Annotated in this window: 18 protein-coding genes; 15 read left to right on the forward strand and 3 right to left on the reverse strand. The window is 45.1% G+C overall.

The genetic code is table 11. From position 1 onward, the window contains the following. Nucleotides 1-146 precede the first annotated feature (146 nt). Both AC4IFB_RS02355 and AC4IFB_RS02360 read left to right on the forward strand, forming a co-directional pair. Entirely contained in the window at nt 147-530 is a 384-nt protein-coding gene (locus AC4IFB_RS02355; RefSeq protein WP_490779275.1) for a hypothetical protein, read from the forward strand. Between the two features lie 87 nt (nt 531-617). After that, nucleotides 618-869 (forward strand): DUF6714 family protein, encoded by a 252-nt coding sequence (locus AC4IFB_RS02360; protein WP_490779276.1) that lies wholly within the window; start codon nt 618-620, stop codon nt 867-869. 499 nt (nt 870-1,368) lie between these two features. On the opposite strand, the gene AC4IFB_RS02365 is transcribed toward AC4IFB_RS02360, so the two are convergent. Next, nucleotides 1,369-2,364, reverse strand: coding sequence for a transposase (locus tag AC4IFB_RS02365; RefSeq protein WP_490779277.1), 996 nt, complete (start codon nt 2,362-2,364; stop codon nt 1,369-1,371). 387 nt (nt 2,365-2,751) lie between these two features. Between AC4IFB_RS02365 and AC4IFB_RS02370 the strand changes: the two genes are divergently transcribed. The 4 genes from AC4IFB_RS02370 to AC4IFB_RS02385 all read left to right on the forward strand — a co-directional run bounded on the left by AC4IFB_RS02370 (nt 2,752) and on the right by AC4IFB_RS02385 (nt 5,741). Continuing rightward, on the forward strand, nt 2,752-3,348 hold the full coding sequence (locus tag AC4IFB_RS02370; RefSeq protein ID WP_490779278.1) for a class I SAM-dependent methyltransferase: 597 nt from the start codon (nt 2,752-2,754) through the stop codon (nt 3,346-3,348). A 130-nt stretch (nt 3,349-3,478) separates the two neighbouring features. Continuing rightward, the gene (locus AC4IFB_RS02375) at nt 3,479-4,243 is read left to right on the forward strand and encodes a nuclear transport factor 2 family protein (RefSeq protein ID WP_490779279.1); all 765 of its coding nucleotides are present in this window, start codon (nt 3,479-3,481) and stop codon (nt 4,241-4,243) included. A 332-nt stretch (nt 4,244-4,575) separates the two neighbouring features. Then, on the forward strand, nt 4,576-5,193 hold the full coding sequence (locus AC4IFB_RS02380) for an HD domain-containing protein (RefSeq protein WP_490779280.1): 618 nt from the start codon (nt 4,576-4,578) through the stop codon (nt 5,191-5,193). Between the two features lie 71 nt (nt 5,194-5,264). After that, nucleotides 5,265-5,741, forward strand: coding sequence for a hypothetical protein (locus AC4IFB_RS02385; protein ID WP_490779281.1), 477 nt, complete (start codon nt 5,265-5,267; stop codon nt 5,739-5,741). Between the two features lie 363 nt (nt 5,742-6,104). On the opposite strand, the gene AC4IFB_RS02390 is transcribed toward AC4IFB_RS02385, so the two are convergent. Further along, nucleotides 6,105-6,566, reverse strand: a complete 462-nt coding sequence (locus AC4IFB_RS02390; RefSeq protein WP_490779282.1) for a hypothetical protein — start codon at nt 6,564-6,566, stop codon at nt 6,105-6,107. Nucleotides 6,567-6,987: 421 nt separating this feature from the next. Here AC4IFB_RS02390 and AC4IFB_RS02395 point away from each other — a divergent pair, with 421 nt between their 5' ends. From AC4IFB_RS02395 to AC4IFB_RS02420, 6 genes are all read left to right on the forward strand, one after another. Beyond that, entirely contained in the window at nt 6,988-8,178 is a 1,191-nt protein-coding gene (locus AC4IFB_RS02395; protein ID WP_490779283.1) for a mechanosensitive ion channel family protein, read from the forward strand. A gap of 217 nt (nt 8,179-8,395) precedes the next feature. After that, nucleotides 8,396-8,680: a hypothetical protein gene (locus tag AC4IFB_RS02400; protein WP_490779284.1), complete on the forward strand. Its 285-nt coding sequence runs from the start codon at nt 8,396-8,398 to the stop codon at nt 8,678-8,680. A 370-nt stretch (nt 8,681-9,050) separates the two neighbouring features. Beyond that, the gene (locus AC4IFB_RS02405; protein WP_490778295.1) at nt 9,051-11,318 is read left to right on the forward strand and encodes a patatin-like phospholipase family protein; all 2,268 of its coding nucleotides are present in this window, start codon (nt 9,051-9,053) and stop codon (nt 11,316-11,318) included. Between the two features lie 193 nt (nt 11,319-11,511). Next, a complete protein-coding gene (locus AC4IFB_RS02410) occupies nt 11,512-14,154 on the forward strand; it encodes a LuxR C-terminal-related transcriptional regulator (protein WP_490779285.1) in 2,643 nt (880 codons plus the stop codon). Nucleotides 14,155-14,749: 595 nt separating this feature from the next. Then, complete coding sequence (locus AC4IFB_RS02415; RefSeq protein ID WP_490778293.1) at nt 14,750-15,340, forward strand: rhodanese-like domain-containing protein; 591 nt, start codon at nt 14,750-14,752, stop codon at nt 15,338-15,340. Between the two features lie 854 nt (nt 15,341-16,194). Continuing rightward, entirely contained in the window at nt 16,195-17,892 is a 1,698-nt protein-coding gene (locus AC4IFB_RS02420) for a methyl-accepting chemotaxis protein (protein ID WP_490779286.1), read from the forward strand. Nucleotides 17,893-18,054: 162 nt separating this feature from the next. Here AC4IFB_RS02420 and AC4IFB_RS02425 read toward each other — a convergent pair whose 3' ends face one another. Then, nucleotides 18,055-18,774: a spondin domain-containing protein gene (locus tag AC4IFB_RS02425; protein WP_490779287.1), complete on the reverse strand. Its 720-nt coding sequence runs from the start codon at nt 18,772-18,774 to the stop codon at nt 18,055-18,057. Between the two features lie 229 nt (nt 18,775-19,003). Here AC4IFB_RS02425 and ribBA point away from each other — a divergent pair, with 229 nt between their 5' ends. Genes ribBA through nusB form a run of 3 tightly spaced genes read left to right on the forward strand, consistent with a single transcriptional unit; the run spans nt 19,004 to nt 21,091 of the window. Further along, nucleotides 19,004-20,119 (forward strand): bifunctional 3,4-dihydroxy-2-butanone-4-phosphate synthase/GTP cyclohydrolase II, encoded by a 1,116-nt coding sequence (gene ribBA, locus AC4IFB_RS02430; protein WP_490778290.1) that lies wholly within the window; start codon nt 19,004-19,006, stop codon nt 20,117-20,119. A gap of 43 nt (nt 20,120-20,162) precedes the next feature. Beyond that, entirely contained in the window at nt 20,163-20,633 is a 471-nt protein-coding gene (ribH, locus tag AC4IFB_RS02435; protein ID WP_490778289.1) for a 6,7-dimethyl-8-ribityllumazine synthase, read from the forward strand. Then, nucleotides 20,633-21,091: a transcription antitermination factor NusB gene (nusB, locus tag AC4IFB_RS02440; protein ID WP_490779288.1), complete on the forward strand. Its 459-nt coding sequence runs from the start codon at nt 20,633-20,635 to the stop codon at nt 21,089-21,091. The genes ribH and nusB overlap by 1 nt, the downstream gene beginning before the upstream one ends. Nucleotides 21,092-21,133: the final 42 nt, after the last annotated feature.

Genomic DNA, 21,133 nt, shown 5'->3' on the forward strand with positions numbered 1-21,133 from the left:
GTAATGGTCATGTGCGGACGGTTAAGTAAGTGTGTGCAATAGTGCCTAACAAGCGCGTAAACTCGGATCGCACAAAGCTGCGCCGCTTCGCTCTGCAACTTTGTGCGCCCGGTTACGCGAAACGTTAAGTGTAAAAAGGAATTAGAGTGAATATCGACTATCTTGAGAATGGTTCAGATGATTGCCCAATAATCAGGGTATACGGGAATGAGCCTGATTCTGTTAGGTTGCTTTTGAAGTGCATAGCAGAAATGCTAAATGGGGAGATTAAATCTAAGTGCCTCAATGATATTAAAGGTTTTAAAAGCATCAATGGCTGCAAATTCGATATTGAAGTTTCATCTTTGCAAAAAGGTGTAATCCAAATAAGCAGTAATAGTTTCATTTGCCAATTATCAAAAAATGGCTGGCAAGAAGCTTATGAATTATTAGAACCTCTTAGCGAGGATTCAGAGACCGGCTATCAATGGATTAATGAGTCAAGCGAAATATCGTTTCTGGTAAGCAGGTATGCTAATGGTCAATGGTAATAAAGCACTTAACAAGTTGCTGCTACGGAAAATTTACTCGCTGTTGCTCGCAAATTCCCGCAGAGCAAGGCGTTATGCCAAAAGAACATGGATAAAGCTGAGTTATTAAAAATAATCGGTAAAGCCTTTGGCAGAGTCACTCTAGGTGATGGTATTGGGCTATATGAGGCAGAAGCTATCGATAACTATGCCAGTGATAAGAAGACATTGAAGGCTAGGAAAAAAGACAGGGAATCGTGGAAGAGATGGGATGAGATACCTACTAATACTAATAAACAAGACACCCAGTCAAAAGAAGTTTTCTCAATAGCGATAAAGCAACCATGCTTGCAAATATAAGGATCACCACTGGTTACACAAATTGGTGATTTTCAAAGGAGATATAATTGAATTTTGGACAGAATCTATGCTGAACTTCGTTAAATTATCAGCAATAGACACATAGGACTCTCAGCATTTGCTGATTCTATACTTCTTGACCTATGAGTGTATTTTCTTAGGTAAGCAGAGACTGCACTGCACCAATGTTCGGCGTTCGCCGATAACCCAGTTTTCGGCAAACGGCTTTGAGTGAGTAACTCATGCCCACCAGTCCCTTGAAGCGACTTTCGGAATAAACAAGACACCCAGTCAAAAGAAGTTTTCTCAATAGCGATAAAGCAACCATGCTTGCAAATATAAGGATCACCACTGGTTACACAAATTGGTGATTTTCAAAGGAGATATTATTGAATTATGGACAGAATCTATACTGAACTTCGTTAAATTCTCAGTGTTTGACACATAGGACTCTCAGCATTTGCTGATCCTATACTTCTTGACCTATGAGTGTCTTTTCTTAGGTAAGCAGAGACTGCACTGCCCCAAGATTCGGCGTTCGCCGATAACCCAGTTTTCGGCAAACGGCTTTGAGTGAGTAACTCATACCCACTAGCCCCTTGAAGCGACTTTCGAAATGTTGCGTCATATAGAGCCAATGCTTGGCGTCGATCTGTAATCTTTCGAGAATCGGTGGTTGATTTTCAGCAATAAAGCCACGTTTGTTTTCCAGAATGGCGCGGCCCGTCCAGTCGACCAGTTCGAGATAGTCTTTTAGTCGAAACGGTAATCCCTTGGGCATATCCTGACGTGGATCGCCGACAAATGGAAATAGCCCGCTTGGTGTTTCAGGTTCGCCTGAATCATCGTGATGTTGTTTCAATTTTCGGGTACGCTCTTTGATGGAGGTATGCTCTGATTGTTCGGGCGTATCTGCTATTCCTGCTCTCACCGGATTGAGATCCACATAGGCCATACAGGTTGCCAGAGCCTTTTCATCCAACAGGGCCTGGGATTTATAGCGTCCTTCCCAATAGCGACCTGTGCACTCATCCTCCTGGTTGGCCTTTCTGGCAATCGGTTCATTGAGACAGCGCATAAACCAGCTGATACTGTGCAGGCGGTGTCGCCATTTCGTGATCAGCTCCGATACCGTGTCCCGCTCTGCCTGAGTGAGTGTCTCTTTGGCAAGATAGCGTTGGATGATCACCGGAAGGGAAAAGAGGCGTTCCCAGCGCTCTATGACCTCCCGTTCACTCCACGCTGCAACCCGCTCGGCGTCCACATGGAGTATGACGTGGTAGTGATTGTGCATCACTGTGTATGCACAGTTGTCGATGGCGAAGATATCCGTCAAAAGCATTATGCGATCTACGATCCATTGTCGCCGATGTTCATAGCTTTTTCCGGTAAGCGAATCCACGCCACAGAGAAAGGCACGGCGCACGCAGCGGGAGACACAGTGGTAGTAGGGGGTTTCTTCCAGCAGAATCTGGACTTTCCTTGGTTTGGGCATCGTATCGCTCCTTGATTACGGATGGTCAATGAAGATTGCCATACAGTGTGGTTTTTGGCAAATTAGGACTGGGTGTCCGGATTTCTGTCAATACCTCGGGAAGGTTTCATGGGTTCCGAAATTACTAAGGGCAACGTATTGTGTACCGTGGCATCCTTCTCCTGATGAGATGTATCTATAAAGTTTTTCAATTAAAGCGTTGTTTGGGGTGTGTAGGCTTGCGGGAACCTGTGTTTTTATGTCAATCCTCGGGTTCTTTGCGGGAGCTTTTATTGTGGCTGGCAACCATGCCTAACAATCGGGTCAAAAACGCTCCCTTCGGTCGCTTTGACATCGCTGCTCGCTAGGCCATTTAACCAGAATATTATGCCTTTCAATAATCGCACCATGAAGTTTAAAGCCTGGTTTAAGAGCAACACAGCCGATAGAGCCTTATTGCCGCTTCGAAAGGAGTTGGTGGAATTAATCGAACACAACTCAACTCTTCTCGAAGTCGGGTGCGGCACTGGTGATTTACTCTTTCAAGCTGCTTCGAAAATCAGTAGCGGACATGGCGTCGATATCGAGCAAGGGATGATCAAATATGCGGAAGCGAAGAGGCAAAAGCTTAACCTGAACAACCTAAGCTTTGAGTGCATCGATGCACTCGCTATGGCGCCTCGGAAGTTTGATGTTTCAACAAGCACATTGTGCCTTCATGAAATGCCCGAGCAGCAAGCGTGCGCGTTGCTGAATATGATGGTTAATAATTCAGGAGTGGTTCTGGTTGCAGATTTCACCGCAGCAAAATCGACTCTAGGGCGGTTGAGCATTGAGTTTGATGAGATCCTTTCAGGTCATTACGGTAATTACAGGCAGTATCGTAGGAGCGGAATGATTCTCTCTTACTCAGAGAAAATTGGCGCAAGAGTCCACAAGGAAATCAAGAGCGTTGTCGATGGTATTTCAATTTGGGTTGTCAGCAACAATGTAATGGTATATTAAGAACATAATGTCGCCACAACACTGCGCTGCTTTTTGCACCTTACTTAGGCATTATTGCGTAAATTACACTCAGTGTGGCGTTCGGCTGAGGTGTGGCATTAGCTGTAGATGAATAACAGAGGAGCTGCTTTTGACCGCTGAACGAAAAAAGAAGATCCATGCTTTGTTAAAAGGCATCGAGACCGGAGATCCTGCGTCAGTTACTGTAGTCAATCCGAATAAATATATTCAACACAATCCGCAGACCCATGAAGGGGGAGAAGGATTGGCAGCTTTGTTTAAAAGTCTGTCCAAAACATCACCGCGAGTAAATATCGTTCGTGTTTTTTCCGATGGTGATTTTGTGTTCGGGCATACTGAATATGACTTCAGCACTTCCCGAATTGGCTTTGAGGTGTTCCGCTTTGAAGGGGAGCAAACTGTAGAGCACTGGGATAATATTCAGTCGAGGGTTGGCCCAAATCCATCCGGGCACTCTATGGTTGATGGTCCAACTGATGTACGTGATTTAGATAGGACGGAAGATAATCGCTCGCTGGTCAAAAGTTTCATGGAAACAGTTCTAATAGGTGGTCAAATTGATCAACTACCGAGCTTCATTTCAGAACCCTACACTGAGCATAGTCCTTACTTGCGTGATGGTTTGCCTGCATTACGTCAGGCTCTGACCGCACGCAATGCGGAATCTGAACCTGCCATCTGCTACGAAAGAGTACATCGTACATTAGCAGAGGGTAATTTCGTTTTGTCAGTTTGTGAGGGCTACCGTGAAGGCGAGCACACATCGTTCTATGATCTTTTTAGACTCGAAGGCTCTATGATTGTCGAACATTGGGATACCACAGAAAAAGTAGCTCCCAAAAGTGAGTGGAAGAATGATAATGGGAAATTCTGAGCAAGTTCTTGACTATAAGAAAGGATTAAATACCAATTTAATATATTTTGCTATTTAAAATACCCAAGGGAGGGCCTGGTAAAGATGAAATATCTGAATTGATAACTCTCGGTATCAAATAGACGAAGTCAATTACTGATGAGTATGTTGGAGATCCAGAGGAAAATACACATTTTTAGAAGATATAGCGCCAGAAGGGAAAAAGGATTGTATTTTTATATTATTTTTCTTGGCAAAAGAGTGAAGCTAGCCTGGTTACATTCGGTGTTGGTTGGTAATAAAATAGTTCAAGCTATCAGCATAAGAGAAGGCGATTCGCCAGCAATAGAAAGATGACTAAAGATAGGTGGGAAGCGCTAATGAGCGCGATGGGATTAGGGTCCTCAATAGATTGTTACGAATCACTCTATGCAGCCTATTCTGAGAAGCATCGGTTCTACCATACGCTCAATCACATTGATGCAATGCTAGATCACTTTGATAGGGTGATTGATATTGCTGAGCGGCCTGCTGAACTGGAATTTGCAATTTGGTTCCATGATGCCATCTACAAAATACTATCTAAGACCAATGAACTCGATAGCGCTAAATGGGCACAAGAATTTCTCTTATCCATTGGTTATGATGAATTAGGTACAGAACGTATTTATAGCTTGATTATGGCCACTCAACATAACCGGGAAGTAAAAGGCTATGATGACAAACTGATTGTAGACATTGATCTTACTATTCTGGGAGCTTCCAAGGATGTCTATGATGAATTTGAGCGCAATGTGCGAAAAGAGTACAAGATAGTGCCTTTGCACATCTACCGAAAGAAAAGGATAGAAATACTTAAGTCGTTCTTGAATAATGTCAGTATTTACAATTTAGATTATTTCAAAGAAAAGTATGAGTGCGCTGCAAGGGAAAATATTAAAAGAGCTATTGAAATTCTCCAAATCGAATAATTAGAGTTTTAAATTGACGCCTGAAGGCACATTATTCGCGGACGAAATAAGAAATAACTATCGGAGTAATTATGGAAAATATGAGTTCATGGAAATTAATCAAACTTGGTTTCTGGATAGGAATAGGTTTTATTATACCTTCTATAGGTGTTTATATAATTGGCACTTATGTAGTCTATTCAAGTCCATTCTTATGGCAATCAACTGCTATGGAAGAAGGAATGGAGTCAGTGGAGCAATACATGGAGGAGTCCGATAAAACCTCTCAAATAGAAATAGTGGAATATCAGGAAAAAATACACCATGAACAACTATTGATACTTGGTGTTATTGAAAATATTGGCTCTACAAATATTAGTTCGATACGGCTTGAGGCGGAGTTGTTAGACGAAAGCAGAGTAATGGTATATGAATGTACTGAATATATCTCCAAGAGAATAAAGGGTGGTGCGAAGGAGAATTTTCAAATCAAATGTGGGTGTAGTGGACAACCAGTTCCAGAATATGCTTCAGTCTCTGTGAGAATAGTTGGTGCTAGTAGTTACTAAGAGAACCTCTATTAATAGCTTGTGACCATAACAAAAAGTCGCATGACAAGCCTGTCAAACCGGATGCAGAATAGGGCGTAATGGTGACATAATCGTATTCTTTTTAACCTTTGACCCTCTTTGATCATCACGGTGTATGATATACAGGTACAGCCATAATTATTTACTCTATCTCTGAGAGTGCGCGTTAGTTTCTTTGATCGCCAAAACTATTCTTTAACCACGTAATACACTGGGTAGAAGAAGAATAGCAAAAAAATAGTTCCGTGCTTTCAGTGATTTCCGTGGTTAACAAATATGTTTTATAATAAGGTTATTCTTCGTATTTAACAGTTATAACTATTGAAAATTAGATATCTCTGTCTATTTTCGTTTGCTACCCTCATAGGGCAGTGCTTTGGTATGTTGCTTCCAAAGTATCTTCTTTATAAATTCTGACCATGCCTGCCAGCCATTAGCTTGAATTTCTGTGGTAGTCGACTTTAACTGATTACCTACCATAACTGCTTCAGGGATACGCTCACGGATAGCAAGAGCGACTTCCCGACAGAGTCCCGGTTCTGGTAGTACTGTTACCCAGACTACGTTGAGTTTCAGGTTGATGTCGGTAAAGACAATTTTTTCACCAAACTCCCTTACTACTGCTTCAAGCATGTTCTGTAGATGAACTAATTTTACGTCTGAGTAGTGTTTCAGTCCGGGAATCAGCATCATTAAATCCGCAAGAGAGGTACCATTTTCCTGTTTATTTGGCGCACGTTGCCAAAGCGGGGCAGAGGGCTGCCAACGGGTGTGAGAGAGAGCAGTGGTTTTTTGTTTAGTCATAAAGTAACAAAATTATCAATATACTGAACTATTCAATGTGTCACTAAAAACACATTTCGGGCCTTAATTCAATTTTCACATTCAATAAAGCATAGACCATCTCTCGGTATCCGATGTCTGTAGACAATAACTCAGGTAGTTATCTTGTAACTTACCGAAATACTTAGAATTTATTCCAAAATATGGAATTTCAGATCGCTAATAGTGTATCTTTGCTATAGAAGCGTAATTTGTAAGTGAATTTTTTTGAATAAGACTCAGAAATAGTAGCTTACTCATTCACCAACTACCTTGACTGCCTGGGTTGGTCTGCAATATCTTGGTTAGATGGAGTTAGGATAGATAGCTGATATTTATTCATAGGCCTTGGAAAGGTAGGGAATGAACAAACCTGACAATTAACAACAGATAGATATAAATCATGGCTGAAGAAAATCCAGAAACTAAGATCACGACGTCTACAGAACCTGTTGAATCAGCATTGACGACAGGCATGGAGGATCTTGTAGAAAAGATTGACGTCCCTGAACAGCTTGAACCCATTGTTGCATTGTTTGGTAATCAACCCTGGGTCAAAGGCTTGCTGGTTCTGGTTGTATTTCTTATTCTGGCAAAACTCATTGAGTGGGTAGTAATACCGTTAATCAGGCGACTCACAGCTCGTACCTCCACACATATTGATGATTTAATAGTCATTCATATACGAACCCCGTTGTTTTGGACAATAGCGCTGATTGGTACCTTGGTTGCAGCTGCTGTCTCAGGTATTGCTGCAGAATTACGTAGTACCATGACTTCTTTAGTTATTTCGATACTTATATTTCTCTGGATGCTATTTGCCGTTCGTGCATCCAAGTTACTACTGTCTGCAACTAGTCAGCGCGCTAAGCAGAATGCGTTGGTCAGACCGCAAACTTTACCCTTATTTACTAATCTCGTAGCAATATCGATCATTGTTTTTGCTGTCTATTTTATCTTTCAATCATGGCATGTCGATATGACGGCCTGGCTGGCTTCAGCAGGTATCGCCGGTATCGCAATAGGTTTTGCCGCGAAAGATACATTGGCAAATCTCTTTTCAGGTGTATTTATAATGGCAGACTCACCCTACAAGATAGGTGACTATGTTGTACTTGATGATGGAGGCGGGCTACGCGGCAAGGTTACTCATATTGGTATACGGAGTACCCGACTGCTGACTAGGGATGATGTGGAAGTGACCATACCAAATTCCATTATGGGGAATTCAAAGGTAGTCAATGAATCAGGTGGACCCCATTTAAAATACCGCATCAGGGTTGCTGTTGGTGTGGCTTATGGATCAGATATTGATCAAGTTAGAGAGGTGTTGATGTCTGTTGCGATGGCATCTGATGCCGTCTGTTCTGATCCAGAAGCGAGAGTGCGTTTTCGTACCTTCGGTGCTTCCTCGCTCGATTTTGAGCTTCTATGCTGGGTCAACAATCCGGAACTTCGTGGTCAGGTATTAGATGCACTGAATACAGCTATCTATAAGCGTTTCCTCGAGGAGGGCATTGAAATACCATTCTCCAAGCAGGATCTATACATCAAAGAGTTTCCCAAGGCAGATGGGTCCAAGTCAGTAGTATAAACTTGAGTTATATTTTGTAAAAAATAATGTTTATACAATAAGATACCAGTTATGAATCTACTGTTGTTTGTTCTGAAATTTTTCCTTTCTGTACTATTTGATTTCGATGAATAGGGCACTTTTATTCATGGTTTTAACCATTCCCCCCGCATATGGAGCGGAGATGTCAGGTCTTTCATATCCATACATTGCCTCGCCAGAGAGAGCGGACCATATAATGACCAATTTTCAAGCAGTTCAAAAAGGCCATAGTGAAGAGGCGGTTTTGAAGCTTCTCTTAATTCCAGACGAAGTGCATGAGCTTTACGAACCGCTGAAAAAAAATCCCAAGGCTATCGGAAAGACATATTGGTACATCATCAAGCGAATGCAAGCCGAAGGATCTCAGACTGACAAAGATGAAAGTGTTGTCAGGGTCTCTTTTGATCTTATCGGTCGTGTCATAAGCGTGGATCATTGGGGCATCAAGGCCGATTCAATCAGTGTTAACAGACCCAGGTAAAGCATCATCTGTTTTTAGAATGGTGGTGGAAAATATCGAGAGTAGTGAATTAGATATAGGTATTGAGGCGCGAAATTAGTAATAAAGCAGATCCATTTGCTGGATGCCTCTACCTTTTGATTCGAATTGACCAGAATGATATGGATATTGATCTGCCTGAGGGTTCAACAGGTTGATATAACGCACATTCCGATATTGAGGAAAACGCAATAGCACTCGATAACTAAAATAGAGTATCTCTCCCTGACCATGTTATCTCAGGATGTATGTCATAATATCTGCAAACAGTGGTCGATCACTTCTTGCAACTAGATGCAGCAGAATGGACTTTCAGCCTCGATTCTGTTGACAATAGGACATATCGAAGTTGATGAATATGAATTCGATGCGAAAAATCACAACAACAATCAATGTGTTTGTTGTTGCATTGAGGGTTTTGCCGCTTCTGGTTCTGCTGGCTATAACAGATCTGCTTTTGGCTGACACTGTTCGTCCCGATCAAGCATCGTCTGCTCCTCCAGTAATCGGCCTGGTCCTCAGTGGCGGTGGTGCCAGAGGTGCTTCACATATCGGCGTTCTCAAGGTCCTGGAAGAACTGCGTATCCCTGTCGATATCATTACCGGTACCAGCATGGGAGCGATTGTTGGTGGTATGTATGCCTATGGCTATTCGGTCGATGAGATTGAGAAGCTGCTTGTTGAGACCGATTGGGAGTCATCGTTTCAAGATGAGCCACCAAGACAAAATCGCAGTTTCCGCCGAAAGCAGGACGATTATGAGTTCCTGATTAAACAGGAAGCAGGGCTCAAGGACGGGAGCCTCGCCATCCCCAAGGGGTTGCTACAGGGGCAGCAGCTTAGACTGAGGCTTAAATCACTGACCCTGCTGGCACCTAATGATTTCGATTCATTACCAATCAGGTTTCGCGCTGTTGGTGCAGATATAGAAACCGGTGAAGCGGTCACTCTGGGGGGTGGAAGTCTCTCAACTGCAATGCTTGCAAGTATGGCCATTCCCGGCGTTTTTGCGCCGGTAGAGTGGGATGGACGGCTACTGGTTGATGGAGGGTTCGCCAACAATCTGCCTGTTCAGCAGGCCCGTGATCTCGGTGCGGATATTCTGATTGTGGTTGATCTCAGCACTGAGCCGCAAGATCGGAAAGGTCTTTCATCACCGCTCAGCATACTCAATCAGATCATGGGGTTTACCATTTTACGAAATACGGCTGAGCAGCTTGATAAACTCACCTCTGATGACATTCTTATACAGCCGGATCTCGGCAGCCACTCCTCAACCGATTTTTACCGGGCACCAGAGATGATCAGCAGCGGTGTTGCAGCAGCAAATCTCATGACCCAACGGTTGAGTCGGCTCTCGGTCACAGAATCTGAATATAGCGATTACCTGGCGGCGACACGGCAAAGGGAATCATCATCGCCTGTCATCGACAAGGTAACCGTCGATAACCAGTCGCCACTGAGTACAGATGTCATCAAATCCAATATTAGTGCTGAGCCTGGGGAGACGCTCGATATATCGATCCTGGAGAGGGAGATACATCATCTCTATGGGATGAATATCTTTGAGCGGGTTGATTACAATCTACTACAAGAGGATGGGCAGAATGAGTTGAGCCTCAGGGCAACAGAGAAGGAGTGGGGGCCCCACTATTTGCGATTCGGTCTGAAGATGGAGACCAATTTTGAGGGGTCCGGTATTTTTAATCTGGCCTCAAGTCACACCATGACACCTATCAACAGCATGGGTGGTGAGTGGCGCTCTGAAATACAGATCGGCCATGATCAGCGACTCACAACAGAGTTGTACCAACCGATCGACAATAGCCTCAGATACTACGTTCGTACCTTGCTCGGCTATTACGAAACGCACTCTGGTGTGTTTGAGTCCGGGCGTCAGGTGGCTGATCTGAATGTGAGTTACTCAAACTTTCTTCTGGCTGGTGGACGTCAATTTGGAAACTGGGGGCAGCTTGAGATTGGCGCTTACGCGGGATCTGGTGATGTAAGCCCATACATCGGTGCTCTCTCTACCCCTTCGCAAGATGTTAAGTTCGGTACTTGGGTGGTGACTTTTACCTACGATCAACTGGATAGTGTCAATTTTCCCCGTAAGGGTTTGTTGGCCAATATCTCCTGGTCAGCCAGCAGAGATGAGCTTGGGGCGAAAGATGAATATGATTCATTCAATATAAACGGACTTTGGGCGAGTACCTGGGATAAGAATACCATCATGCTTTGGGGCGGTGTGGCCGGTGTGACCAATACCGATGAGCCTGTCGATAACGCATTCTCCATCGGTGGACTCTTCAACCTCTCAGGCTATCGCGAATCAGAACTTGCCGGGCGTTACGCCGGACTTATGCGCATAGTCTATTTGCGGGAAATTGGCGAAAGCCGCTCAGTACTTAAAGTGCCTGTCTATGCGGGTTTCTCTCTAGAAGCAGGCAATGTGTGGAATGATCGGGACGATATTCATTTCGATTCACTGTTACTGGCTGGCAGCATCACGCTGTCAGTCGATTCGCCTCTTGGGCCGATCTATCTAGGTCGAGGGTATGCTGAAGGTGGTCGTACAGAGAACTACTTCTATCTGGGCCGAACTTTTTCATTTTTTTAAGCTGCGCCATAGATCGTTATCTCCTGGTTAGCAACAGCACGGTCAATAGTATTCGTCGTTAACAAAGGTACAGTCGTCATGGTTTCAGTTTCTTTCGAATCTCTCGACTTTCTGAAATCAGGCGTTTATGCTTCTTCGTGCTCGATGAGATGAGTGTGCATTGGAGAGTACTGGCAGGTTGTGCAAGAAAGATATGACAATAGATCCAGTCCCCGATTCCGTTCTATCTTCGAAAACTATTCTGCCTGAGAGTGGTCAGGTCTTTTCCCGTCCAGCCTTGTTCACTAAATTGCGTCAACTCTCCTCTTCGCCTCGAAAGGTGTGGATTAGCTCTCCTGGCGGGGCAGGCAAAACGACCTTGGTACGGGAATTTTTGAGCAACGATCCTCGACCGATCATCTGGTATCGAATCGACCATAGTGACCAGGATCCCGCCAATCTTTTCATCTGCCTGGCGCAGTTAGTACAGAAGGCTACATCAGACACCCAGGTACTACCCCCCCTCATGCCTGAATATATGCTCAACATAGGGGTCTACTGCCGGAATTTCTTCCGCGCCCTTTTTGCGAAATTCGAGGCGGGTTGCGTGTTGGTTTTCGACGATCTTCAGGATGGACCGGGCGAGTCACTGTTTGGGACGGTACTCTCTTCGGTTTTTTCTGAGCTACCTGAGCACTCATCCTTCTTCATGCTGAGCCGGGAAGAGCCATACCCGCAGTTTGCCAGGCAACGTATCCATCGGTCTTTGGCGTACTTGGGTTGGGATGATCTAAGTCTCTCTTTCGAGGAGACCCAGCAATTCCTCACTTGGTCGACAGGGAAAGAGCCGCTGCCTCAGGTCCTGGATCAAGCCTACGAGATAACTCATGGTTGGATGGCTGGATTACTGCTATTTCTCGATAGTCATGAGGCAACATCTTTCCCGCAGGAATTCTCCTTTGATCGGGTTGATCTGTTGTTTGACTACTTTGCCAGTGAGATCTTTGCCCGACTTTCCGCTGGAGTTCAGCACTTTCTTCTTACCTGTGGTTTTCTTCCGACAGTCGAGGTCTCTATGGCTGAAGCACTTACAGCGCGAGCAGACGCAGGCGATACACTACGTAAGCTAGCGCGGGAGAATCACTTTACTTTTCGTATTTCCACGATCCCGGAAGTCTACTCATTTCATCCGCTATTCCGGCAGTTTCTGCTATCTCGGGCTAATCAATGTATTGATACGCAACAGCGGATTGAGATTCGTGAACGGAGCGCAAGTTTGCTGCTAGATGAGGGACAGGTTGAAGCAGCTTCTGATCTTTTGATCCAGGCTCAGGCATGGCCGATGTTGATCGAACTGATCACTGTAGAGGCAGAGACGCTCTTGAAGCAAGGGCGATTGCTTACTCTGTTTCAATGGCTGGATGCCATACCCCAGCCACTGAGATGCAGTGACCCCTGGCTCTCATACTGGTTTGGCAGCTGCCTGCTGGCTAAAGCTCCCTTGGATGCCCAAACGGAATTCATTAAGGCATTTGAGCTGTTTGAACAACGAGGGGATACCCCCGGTAGTATGCAGGCCTGGGTGATGGCGGTGAACGCAATTATCACCGGCTGGAATGATTTTGGTGAACTTGACCAATGGATAACGCATTTCAGTCGTCTCCAGGCATCACACGTCGACTACCCATCGCCGGAGATCGAGGCATTGATGGTTCAGGGCAGTTGCCGGGCTCTCATGTGGCGACAGCCGGCTAATCCGGATTTGCCTAGGTTGGCAGGGCGCTTATATCAACTGGTAACCACCAGTAGTGATAGCCGGTTTCGCCTATTAGCAGGTAGCAACCTGGCCTTTTATCACATCATTTTTGGCGAGACCGCAACATCTCTTGCCTTGGTGGGGCTTCTCAATAGTGATCTGGACTCGGCAGAGGTGACGCCGCTTGATAAATTGACATGGCTTGCCACTCGAGCCGTCCTTGAAACTGTATTGCTGGATAGTCAGGGGTGTCTGGCTACGATTGAGTTAGCTCGGTCATTGATTGCTGAGAGTGGAGTACATGCTATGGATCTGCGTCTCTTCTCCCAGGGCATCAGCATAGGGCTGACCACCGGGGATCTGGTACTGGTACAGCAACTGTTTGATGAACTGCCTACGGTATCGATCAATGCAGCCCTTGATCACTCGTACTCCTGCCATCTGTTGGCAGATTTCAACATGCTGCAGGGTGATGCAACTGCAGCGATCGCTTTAGCTGAACTGGCACTTAGCCGGGCAAAGGATGGTGGCAGTGCCATACATATCTCCATCAGTCTGGCTGGGCTGATTCTACCCCTTTACTATGATGGACAGATCGAACGGACTGCCATGCTACTGGAAGAGGGTATGCGTCATTCTCAAAGCATGAGCTACTTTAGTGCTATTTTTCATCTTCTGGCTGCATTTTTTGCTCTGGAGCATAGGGAAGAGAGTGAGGCGCTGGATCTGTTGCGTATCGGTTTCGGTATAGCGTCACGACATGGCTATCTCAACTTTCATCCCTGGCGTGATGAAATTATGATCAGGCTCTGTCGCGAAGCAGTTTCTGCCGGTATTCATGTTGACTATGTCAATCGCTTGGCCAGCTGCCACAAGCTCGATATCACTCAGTCAGAAATGCCGAATCTGACAACAAAAGAGATAGAAGTCCTGAAATGGGTCGAACAGGGGAAGACTACTTGGGAGATAGCCAGGATACAGGAGATCAGTGAACGGACGGTTAAATTCCACGTAGGTAACGTGTTGGGCAAGCTTGGGGTAAAGAGTCGCTTCCAGGCAGTAGCCGTTGCCGTCAAGCTTGGTATTTTAAACCAGGATTAGAAAAATATTCTTTAGGGCACGGACTGAAGCATGCATCTGCTGCGTTGTGATGCTTGAGAATGGAACAACCATTCTGCTTCGGCTCACACCTTGCATCTACACGCTTCAGGGCACGCAGAGGGCATAAGCGATTAATAGAGGTGCCCTTGAATCAGAATTTAGATCCTAAGGTATTGCAATGGTCATTACGCTTTACGTCTGATTCCTTTGCCTATCTCCCATAAAAAATGTGAACCAGTTGTCTTGAATTAGCCAATACCTGTTCCTTGGTACAGGTGTGCGGCATGTCCTATTCAGGCAGGGTAACGGCGTTTCATTTTTTATGAAGGCAACCAATGTTATGCACTCGTTGGATTGAAGAAGCTGGTTGAAATAATTTATGACAACAAGCAATTAAAGGAAGTAGAACGCGGTATGGATGATATTAAGAGAAGAAGATATGAGTTACGAGTATCTAATTCGTTTCTGCCTATCGTTATATCTGTCTGCGGTCAAAAAATTCAGGGAATGTGCTGAACCTTAACCACTCATTGTAGATGTTTACTCATAGACTTTGATGGTCTACATGATAATAGTTTTATTTGGAGTTATACCTGTGAAAAAGTGCTTATCCAGTATCATCGTGGCTACGATTTTATCGCTCACACTCGTTACAAATTCTACAGCGGAGACTAGCAGCAAACTGCCAACAAAAAAGCAGACTGAGTTGGGGCTCTACCTTACTGCGAAAGACGCCTATCAGATGAAATCTGAAAACCCTGATGTTTTATTGGTGGATGTGCGTAGCCGTGCAGAGATAGCCTTCCTGGGTATGCCGCAGATATCCGATGCCAACATTCCATATATGATGGCGGAAGATTGGGAAAGCTGGGATGAGAAAAAGAAAAACTTCAAGATGGCTCCAAATAGTGGCTTTCTGCTCTCCATGGAAGAGTTGATCAATGCTAAAGGTGCATCAAAAGAGACAAAAATCATTGTACTATGTCGTTCCGGCAGCCGTAGCGCCAAAGCGGCCAATCTACTCGCGAAGAGTGGTTATAAAAATGTTTTCAGCGTTGTTGACGGCTTTGAGGGTGATAAGGCTAAAAGCGGTGAATTGAAAGGTCAGCGTGTTGTGAATGGCTGGAAAAACAGTGGTCTGCCATGGAGCTATAAGCTCGATAAAGACAAGATGTTCAATCTTTAATTCGGTCGCAGTATAGCTTTGCTGACCCAGTTATGGGTAAGCCTTGAAACTTGGATGTTCAAGGCTTACCTGGTTTGCCACACTACCCATAATCCGTTGTCTGACGGATCTTGATATTCCAATAACCCACCCCCCGCCAGGCGGCGATGGTAAAAGTTGCGATTGCGATACTTTCTGCCTGCTTCAGTATGTATAGATCCCTTATGCCGGGCTAGCTTAAAGCAGTCTGCCAATGCCCGGCAGATCCCAGCTGAGAACCCTGTAGCATCAAAACACAAATTAGTTGTGTTGATGATCATAATAAATCATGAACAGGCTGAGGTAGCCTTGTCAGTGATGATCCGGCGTATATGTTTTATCGTCAAAAATAGATTCTAGTAACTGATTTGAAGTTGTTTTAGCGCCGGTGTTTGGTGGCTAACTCCACTGTAGTAATTTATTTGGGCCATGTTAATAATTACCTGTTTAATTAATCATTAAAAATATTTCTTCAGATAAATTAAAGTAATAAAAATCCATGACGATAATTTATTCAGATACGATATAAATTATCTTATCGATACGCAAATTAGCGACTATATAGACATAGATTAAAATAACTCTTAAGGAATGAGATATGCGACATAATCCTGTTCGGTGGAAGATATGATTTCTGGTAAATCATAGGTTTGCAATCTGCTCAAAGCATCACAACAGCACTTGAATAATTCAGTAGAGCATTCACAATTACAGTGATTAATTTATCGTTTCATCGTATACGATAACAGCTGCAGTCTGTAGATCGAGTGGCCGCCCATGGCAGGGTAATCATTAAAATATAACAGTGAATATTATATTTATTTAGAGGGACTGCTATGGAAACCATACTCAATACAATATCAGTTAAATCAAAAATATTCGGAAACGCAATTATCCTTATGATTATGATGATATTCGCTTCCATTTATACGGCGTATTCGTTAAATCAGATCGGCATGGAACTCGATGGAATCGCACAGTACGATATTCCACTGACAGAGAATATTACTAAAATTACTGAGTTCTACTTGGTTCAGGCTAATTATCTCGAGCGCTCTCTACGCTATGGGGCACTGCTTGAGCAGGATGTTCACGCATCAGAGCATCTGAATCAGAGCATAGAATCATTCAGATTGCTTAGTAATGGAATTGCAGAGAGTATCTCTGAAGGTGAGCGATTGATAGAAGAGGCTCTATTGACTTCTCTTAACCAAAAAACAAAAGATGAATTTGAACATGTTGGTGAAGTGTTGAAAAAAATACAAATAGAACATGTAAGTTTCGAAAAACATACTGATCAGATATTTCAATCTCTCCTCCAAGGAGAGAGAGATCAAGCCGAACAGGTTGCGGAAAAGATTGAGATTGAAGAGGAGCAACTAAAGACCGAGCTCAGTAGTATCCTACACGAGATTGAGGGGTTTACTGAAGATGCTGTAATTAAAGCAGATGCACATGAACATGCCACATTCAATGTGACTATAGTATTGACACTATCAGCAGTTGTTATCGGTAGTCTAATAAGTTGGAGTGTCTCGCAGAATATTGTTAAGCGTCTAAAAGAGGCATCCCATGGACTTAAAGTTATTGCTTCCGGAGACCTTACTCAAACGATCGTCGTTTCTGGAAGGGATGAGATCAGCAATATGCAAAAGTCGTTACAAGGGATGCTTGGACGATTGAAAATGATGATATCAAATATTCAGTCCACAACCATTCAGCTATCTACAGCAGCAGAAGAGGTTTCTGTTGTGACGACCCAGACAAGTGCAAACATACAACAACAGCAGTCTGAAACCGATCAGATTGCGACAGCAATGAATGAAATGGCCTCCACTGTACAAGATGTGGCAATGAATGTTAGCAATACATCCAATGCGACTAGAGAGGCAAATGTTGAAACTGAGAGTAGCCGGGAAATCGTTGGTGATGCGGTAAAAGGGATTCAACAACTGGCCGATCAACTAGAGAGTGGTGCTGAAGTCATTACTCAGGTAGAGAAGGATAGTGAAGTAATCAATACAGTACTCGAAGTGATCAAAGGCATAGCTGAACAGACTAATCTTTTAGCCTTAAACGCTGCAATCGAGGCGGCCCGAGCAGGAGAGCAGGGGCGTGGATTTGCTGTAGTGGCTGATGAAGTGCGAACCTTGGCAGGAAGAACGCAAGAATCCACTACAGAGATCAATCAAATCATTGAAAAATTACAATCAGGCTCGAAAAATGCTGTGCAATCAATGAACCTAAGTCGAGAGAATGCCAAAACTGTTGTCAACAAAGCGACGATGGCTGGGAACTCGTTAACGACCATTGCTAAATCTGCATCAAACATTGATCAAATGAGCAGCCAGATAGCTACAGCAGCTGAGGAGCAAAGCGCGGTAGCGGAAGAGATGAACCGAAGCATTGTTCGAATTAATGACATGACGACGCAAAATGCAACTGCTGCCAAGCAGACTGAACTTGCAGGTCGCGAATTGGCGCAAATGGCTACAAAACTGCAGGGGATTGTAGATGAATTTAAGTTAAGTTGAGTTAAGGACATAAGCAATTAATAGTTGCGCCCTTAATTCTGCCTATTAGTCATTTAGTTCTGAAAGAGCATGTTGTGGTTGCTAAGTTCCACGGTTGAACTGAGTCAACTCAACCGTGGTATAGCTTAGTGATGTGGTTTTTCGTGTAACCTGATTAGGCGCCTAATCATCATCAGCTACATGAATTACCACCTTAGCCACAGGGCCCTGCCAAGTGTGAACCCGAGTGTCCAGATCACTGTTCCCTCCAAATGGATCGTTATCACCGATATTGCCTCGGTGTAGGTGTACTGTCTGGTTGTGATCCGGCCCGGCAGTGGCTATTGCGCCACTCCCTGCATTCATACCAGGATCAGCGGGTACGCCTGGGGTATTAGGGGCACCGCCACCATTGATAATTTCATCGTTGGCTTCTGTACCCGCATCATAACCATGTAGATAGTAGGTGTATGTGCCTTTCCTTTTGGGAATTCTTACGCTGTCCAGACCGACAAAGCCATCGTTTGTGGGCAGCATCATTCCCACAATCGAAAGGAAGCGCTTGTTGCCTCGATAGCTGTCAAATTCAGCAACGGCAGTTGCACCAGGTGCGAGCAGTCCACCTGCGGGGTTGTTCACATACTCGTTACCCTCGATCTCCAGGTCAGCTATCAACCCACTGGTATCACCACCCTCGGCCATTGCCTGGAGATGAGCAGATGCGGGTTCACTCAGTTCAAACAGATCACTGTTTCGGCCATGTTTTGCCACCAGTAAAGGTGTGAAATAGATGGCATTGGTCAAATTGGTGATCTCCACGCTAAGGTTCCGATCGCTTGCGGGGGCATTTGCAGCATATATGAGGCTGGTGGAGATCAGTAGGGTAGTCAGTCTCTTTTTCATGATGTTTCTCCTTGGGTTAAAAATAACGCAGGCCGATTATTCGGGTGATTTCTGAATGCTTTGCAGGGGCCTGTGCTGTAGTGAGGAGTCTGCGCTGTGCGTCTCCCGGCAGCGTCACGAATTAATCACGAAAAGGTCACATCACCCGGGGTAGTATTGCTTGGTGCTCTGATGGGCTACCTCTGATAGAATAATCGGTTCACTTTGAACAAAACCCATAGAAGTTTCCATGGCGCTAAACACCACAGAAGAAATTATTGAAGACCTGAAGCAGGGCAAGATGGTCATCATCATGGATGATGAGGATCGGGAAAATGAAGGCGATCTGATCATGGCCGCTGAAGCCGTGACCCCGGATGCCATCAATTTCATGGCTCGATTTGGCAGGGGTTTGATCTGTCTGACCCTAACCAAGGAGCACTGCAGTCAATTGCGTCTGCCATTGATGGTTACCACCGACGATGAGCTCTCCGCGACCAACTTTACTGTCTCCATCGAGGCGGCGGATGGTGTCACTACAGGCATATCCGCTGCGGATCGTTCCACCACGGTACTCGCGGCAGTGGCACCGGATGCAAAACCTCAGGATCTGATTCAACCCGGTCACATCTTCCCCCTGATGGCACAGCCTGGGGGGGTTTTGGTTCGAGCTGGTCATACCGAAGCAGGTTGTGATCTGGCGCGACTTGCCGGACTCTCTCCATCCTCGGTGATTGTGGAGATCTTAAATGAAGATGGCACCATGGCGCGCCGCTCCGATCTGGAGAAATTCGCCGTGGAACATGATCTTAAGATTGGAACCATCGCTGATCTTATCCAGTATCGTGTGCAAAACGAGACCACTGTAGAGCGGGTGAGTGAGTGTAATTTTCCCACAGAATTTGGTGATTTTCGCCTCGTCGCCTATCAGGATATGGTGGACAATGAGCTCCATCTGGCTTTGGTGAAGGGACGCCCTAGTGCAGATCGCCCCACCTTGGTTCGGGTTCACATGCAAAATAGCCTATGCGACCTTTTTGAGGCAAAGTTTAGCGAATGCGGCTGGCCTCTGCGCAGTGCTATGAGCTTGATTGGCAAGGAGCAAGAGGGGGTAATCGTTGTACTGCGAAATCACGACACCCCTCGGGAGATCGTACAGCGAATGATGGATCTTCAAGCCAAAAGCAGTGGCCATCAGAAGTTCTTCAAGAAGGACAACAGCAAGGAGCTGAGGACTTATGGTGTCGGGGCACAGATTCTATCGGATCTGGGGGTCAGAAAGATGCGGGTGCTGAGTGCTCCAAAAAGTATTCACGCCCTGTCTGGGTTCGATATGGAAGTCACGGAGTATGTGGAAGCAGAATAGCTTTCCACTGGAATTCAATATTTGATTTATCAGGGTTAACAGAATGACGATAAAGACGATCGAAGGGGCTATGACTGTCGACAATGCGCGCTTTTGCCTGGTGGCGGCACGCTTTAACAGTTTTGTGGTTGAAAGTCTGTTGGATGGGGCTATTGATACCCTCAAGCGGCACGGGGCAAATGAAGATGACCTTACTTTGGTTCGTCTTCCTGGTGCTTTCGAGATGCCTGTTGCTCTGGAAAAACTCGCTGCGAGTGGGAAATATGATGCCATTATCGCACTTGGCGCGGTGATTCGTGGTGGCACACCCCATTTTGATTATGTCGCTGGAGAGTGTGTCAAAGGCATGGCTCAAGTCAGTCTAAAGCATGGCGTACCTATCGCATTTGGTGTTCTGACTGTCGACACCATCGAGCAGGCGATTGAAAGAGCGGGCACCAAAGCTGGCAATAAGGGTGCTGAAGCCACACTTTCAGCCATCGAGATGGTTAACCTTTTGCGTCAGATCGATTGATGAGCCAAAAACGAAGCCAGGCTAGAAAGCACGCGGTACAGGCCATCTACCAATGGCAGATGGCTGGTCAGGATGTTTCCGACATTGCCAATCAATTTCTTGAAGAGCAGGATCTGTCGAGCTTCGAGTTTCCCTATTTTCAAGATCTGTTGCAGGGTGTCCCCAAACATATTGGGCAGTTGGATGAGCTGCTTAAACCCTCCCTAGACCGGGCCATAGAGAGTGTTGACCCTGTTGAGCGTGCAATACTCAGAATCGGTGCTTATGAGCTGCAACACAAAATAGAAGTACCCTACCGGGTGGTGATTAACGAAGCAGTGGAGATGGCCAAGGTGTTCGGTGCTGAACAGGGCCACAAGTTTGTTAATGGTGTACTTGATCAGGTGGCGAAAAAGGTTCGTTCGGTTGAAATAGCTGGCAAAGGTAAAGCTAAAACAAAAACTAAAGCCAGAGACTAATTCTTAGCGATTTCAGACCCAAAATTATGAGTCTCCAAATGT

Source organism: Candidatus Thiodiazotropha sp. AKIB8, assembly GCF_058244675.1.

What these genes read in the sequence shown, in the direction of transcription:
- AC4IFB_RS02360 (WP_490779276.1), top strand. Translation starts at nt 618, where the DNA reads ATGGATAAAGCTGAGTTATTAAAAATAATCGGTAAAGCCTTTGGCAGA.
- AC4IFB_RS02405 (WP_490778295.1), top strand. Translation starts at nt 9,051, where the DNA reads ATGAATATGAATTCGATGCGAAAAATCACAACAACAATCAATGTGTTT.
- AC4IFB_RS02370 (WP_490779278.1), top strand. Translation starts at nt 2,752, where the DNA reads ATGAAGTTTAAAGCCTGGTTTAAGAGCAACACAGCCGATAGAGCCTTA.
- AC4IFB_RS02400 (WP_490779284.1), top strand. Translation starts at nt 8,396, where the DNA reads ATGACCAATTTTCAAGCAGTTCAAAAAGGCCATAGTGAAGAGGCGGTT.
- AC4IFB_RS02390 (WP_490779282.1), bottom strand. Translation starts at nt 6,566, where the DNA reads ATGACTAAACAAAAAACCACTGCTCTCTCTCACACCCGTTGGCAGCCC.
- AC4IFB_RS02410 (WP_490779285.1), top strand. Translation starts at nt 11,512, where the DNA reads ATGACAATAGATCCAGTCCCCGATTCCGTTCTATCTTCGAAAACTATT.
- AC4IFB_RS02420 (WP_490779286.1), top strand. Translation starts at nt 16,195, where the DNA reads ATGGAAACCATACTCAATACAATATCAGTTAAATCAAAAATATTCGGA.
- nusB (WP_490779288.1), top strand. Translation starts at nt 20,633, where the DNA reads ATGAGCCAAAAACGAAGCCAGGCTAGAAAGCACGCGGTACAGGCCATC.
- AC4IFB_RS02385 (WP_490779281.1), top strand. Translation starts at nt 5,265, where the DNA reads ATGGAAAATATGAGTTCATGGAAATTAATCAAACTTGGTTTCTGGATA.
- AC4IFB_RS02425 (WP_490779287.1), bottom strand. Translation starts at nt 18,774, where the DNA reads ATGAAAAAGAGACTGACTACCCTACTGATCTCCACCAGCCTCATATAT.
- AC4IFB_RS02380 (WP_490779280.1), top strand. Translation starts at nt 4,576, where the DNA reads ATGACTAAAGATAGGTGGGAAGCGCTAATGAGCGCGATGGGATTAGGG.
- ribH (WP_490778289.1), top strand. Translation starts at nt 20,163, where the DNA reads ATGACGATAAAGACGATCGAAGGGGCTATGACTGTCGACAATGCGCGC.
- AC4IFB_RS02395 (WP_490779283.1), top strand. Translation starts at nt 6,988, where the DNA reads ATGGCTGAAGAAAATCCAGAAACTAAGATCACGACGTCTACAGAACCT.
- AC4IFB_RS02365 (WP_490779277.1), bottom strand. Translation starts at nt 2,364, where the DNA reads ATGCCCAAACCAAGGAAAGTCCAGATTCTGCTGGAAGAAACCCCCTAC.
- ribBA (WP_490778290.1), top strand. Translation starts at nt 19,004, where the DNA reads ATGGCGCTAAACACCACAGAAGAAATTATTGAAGACCTGAAGCAGGGC.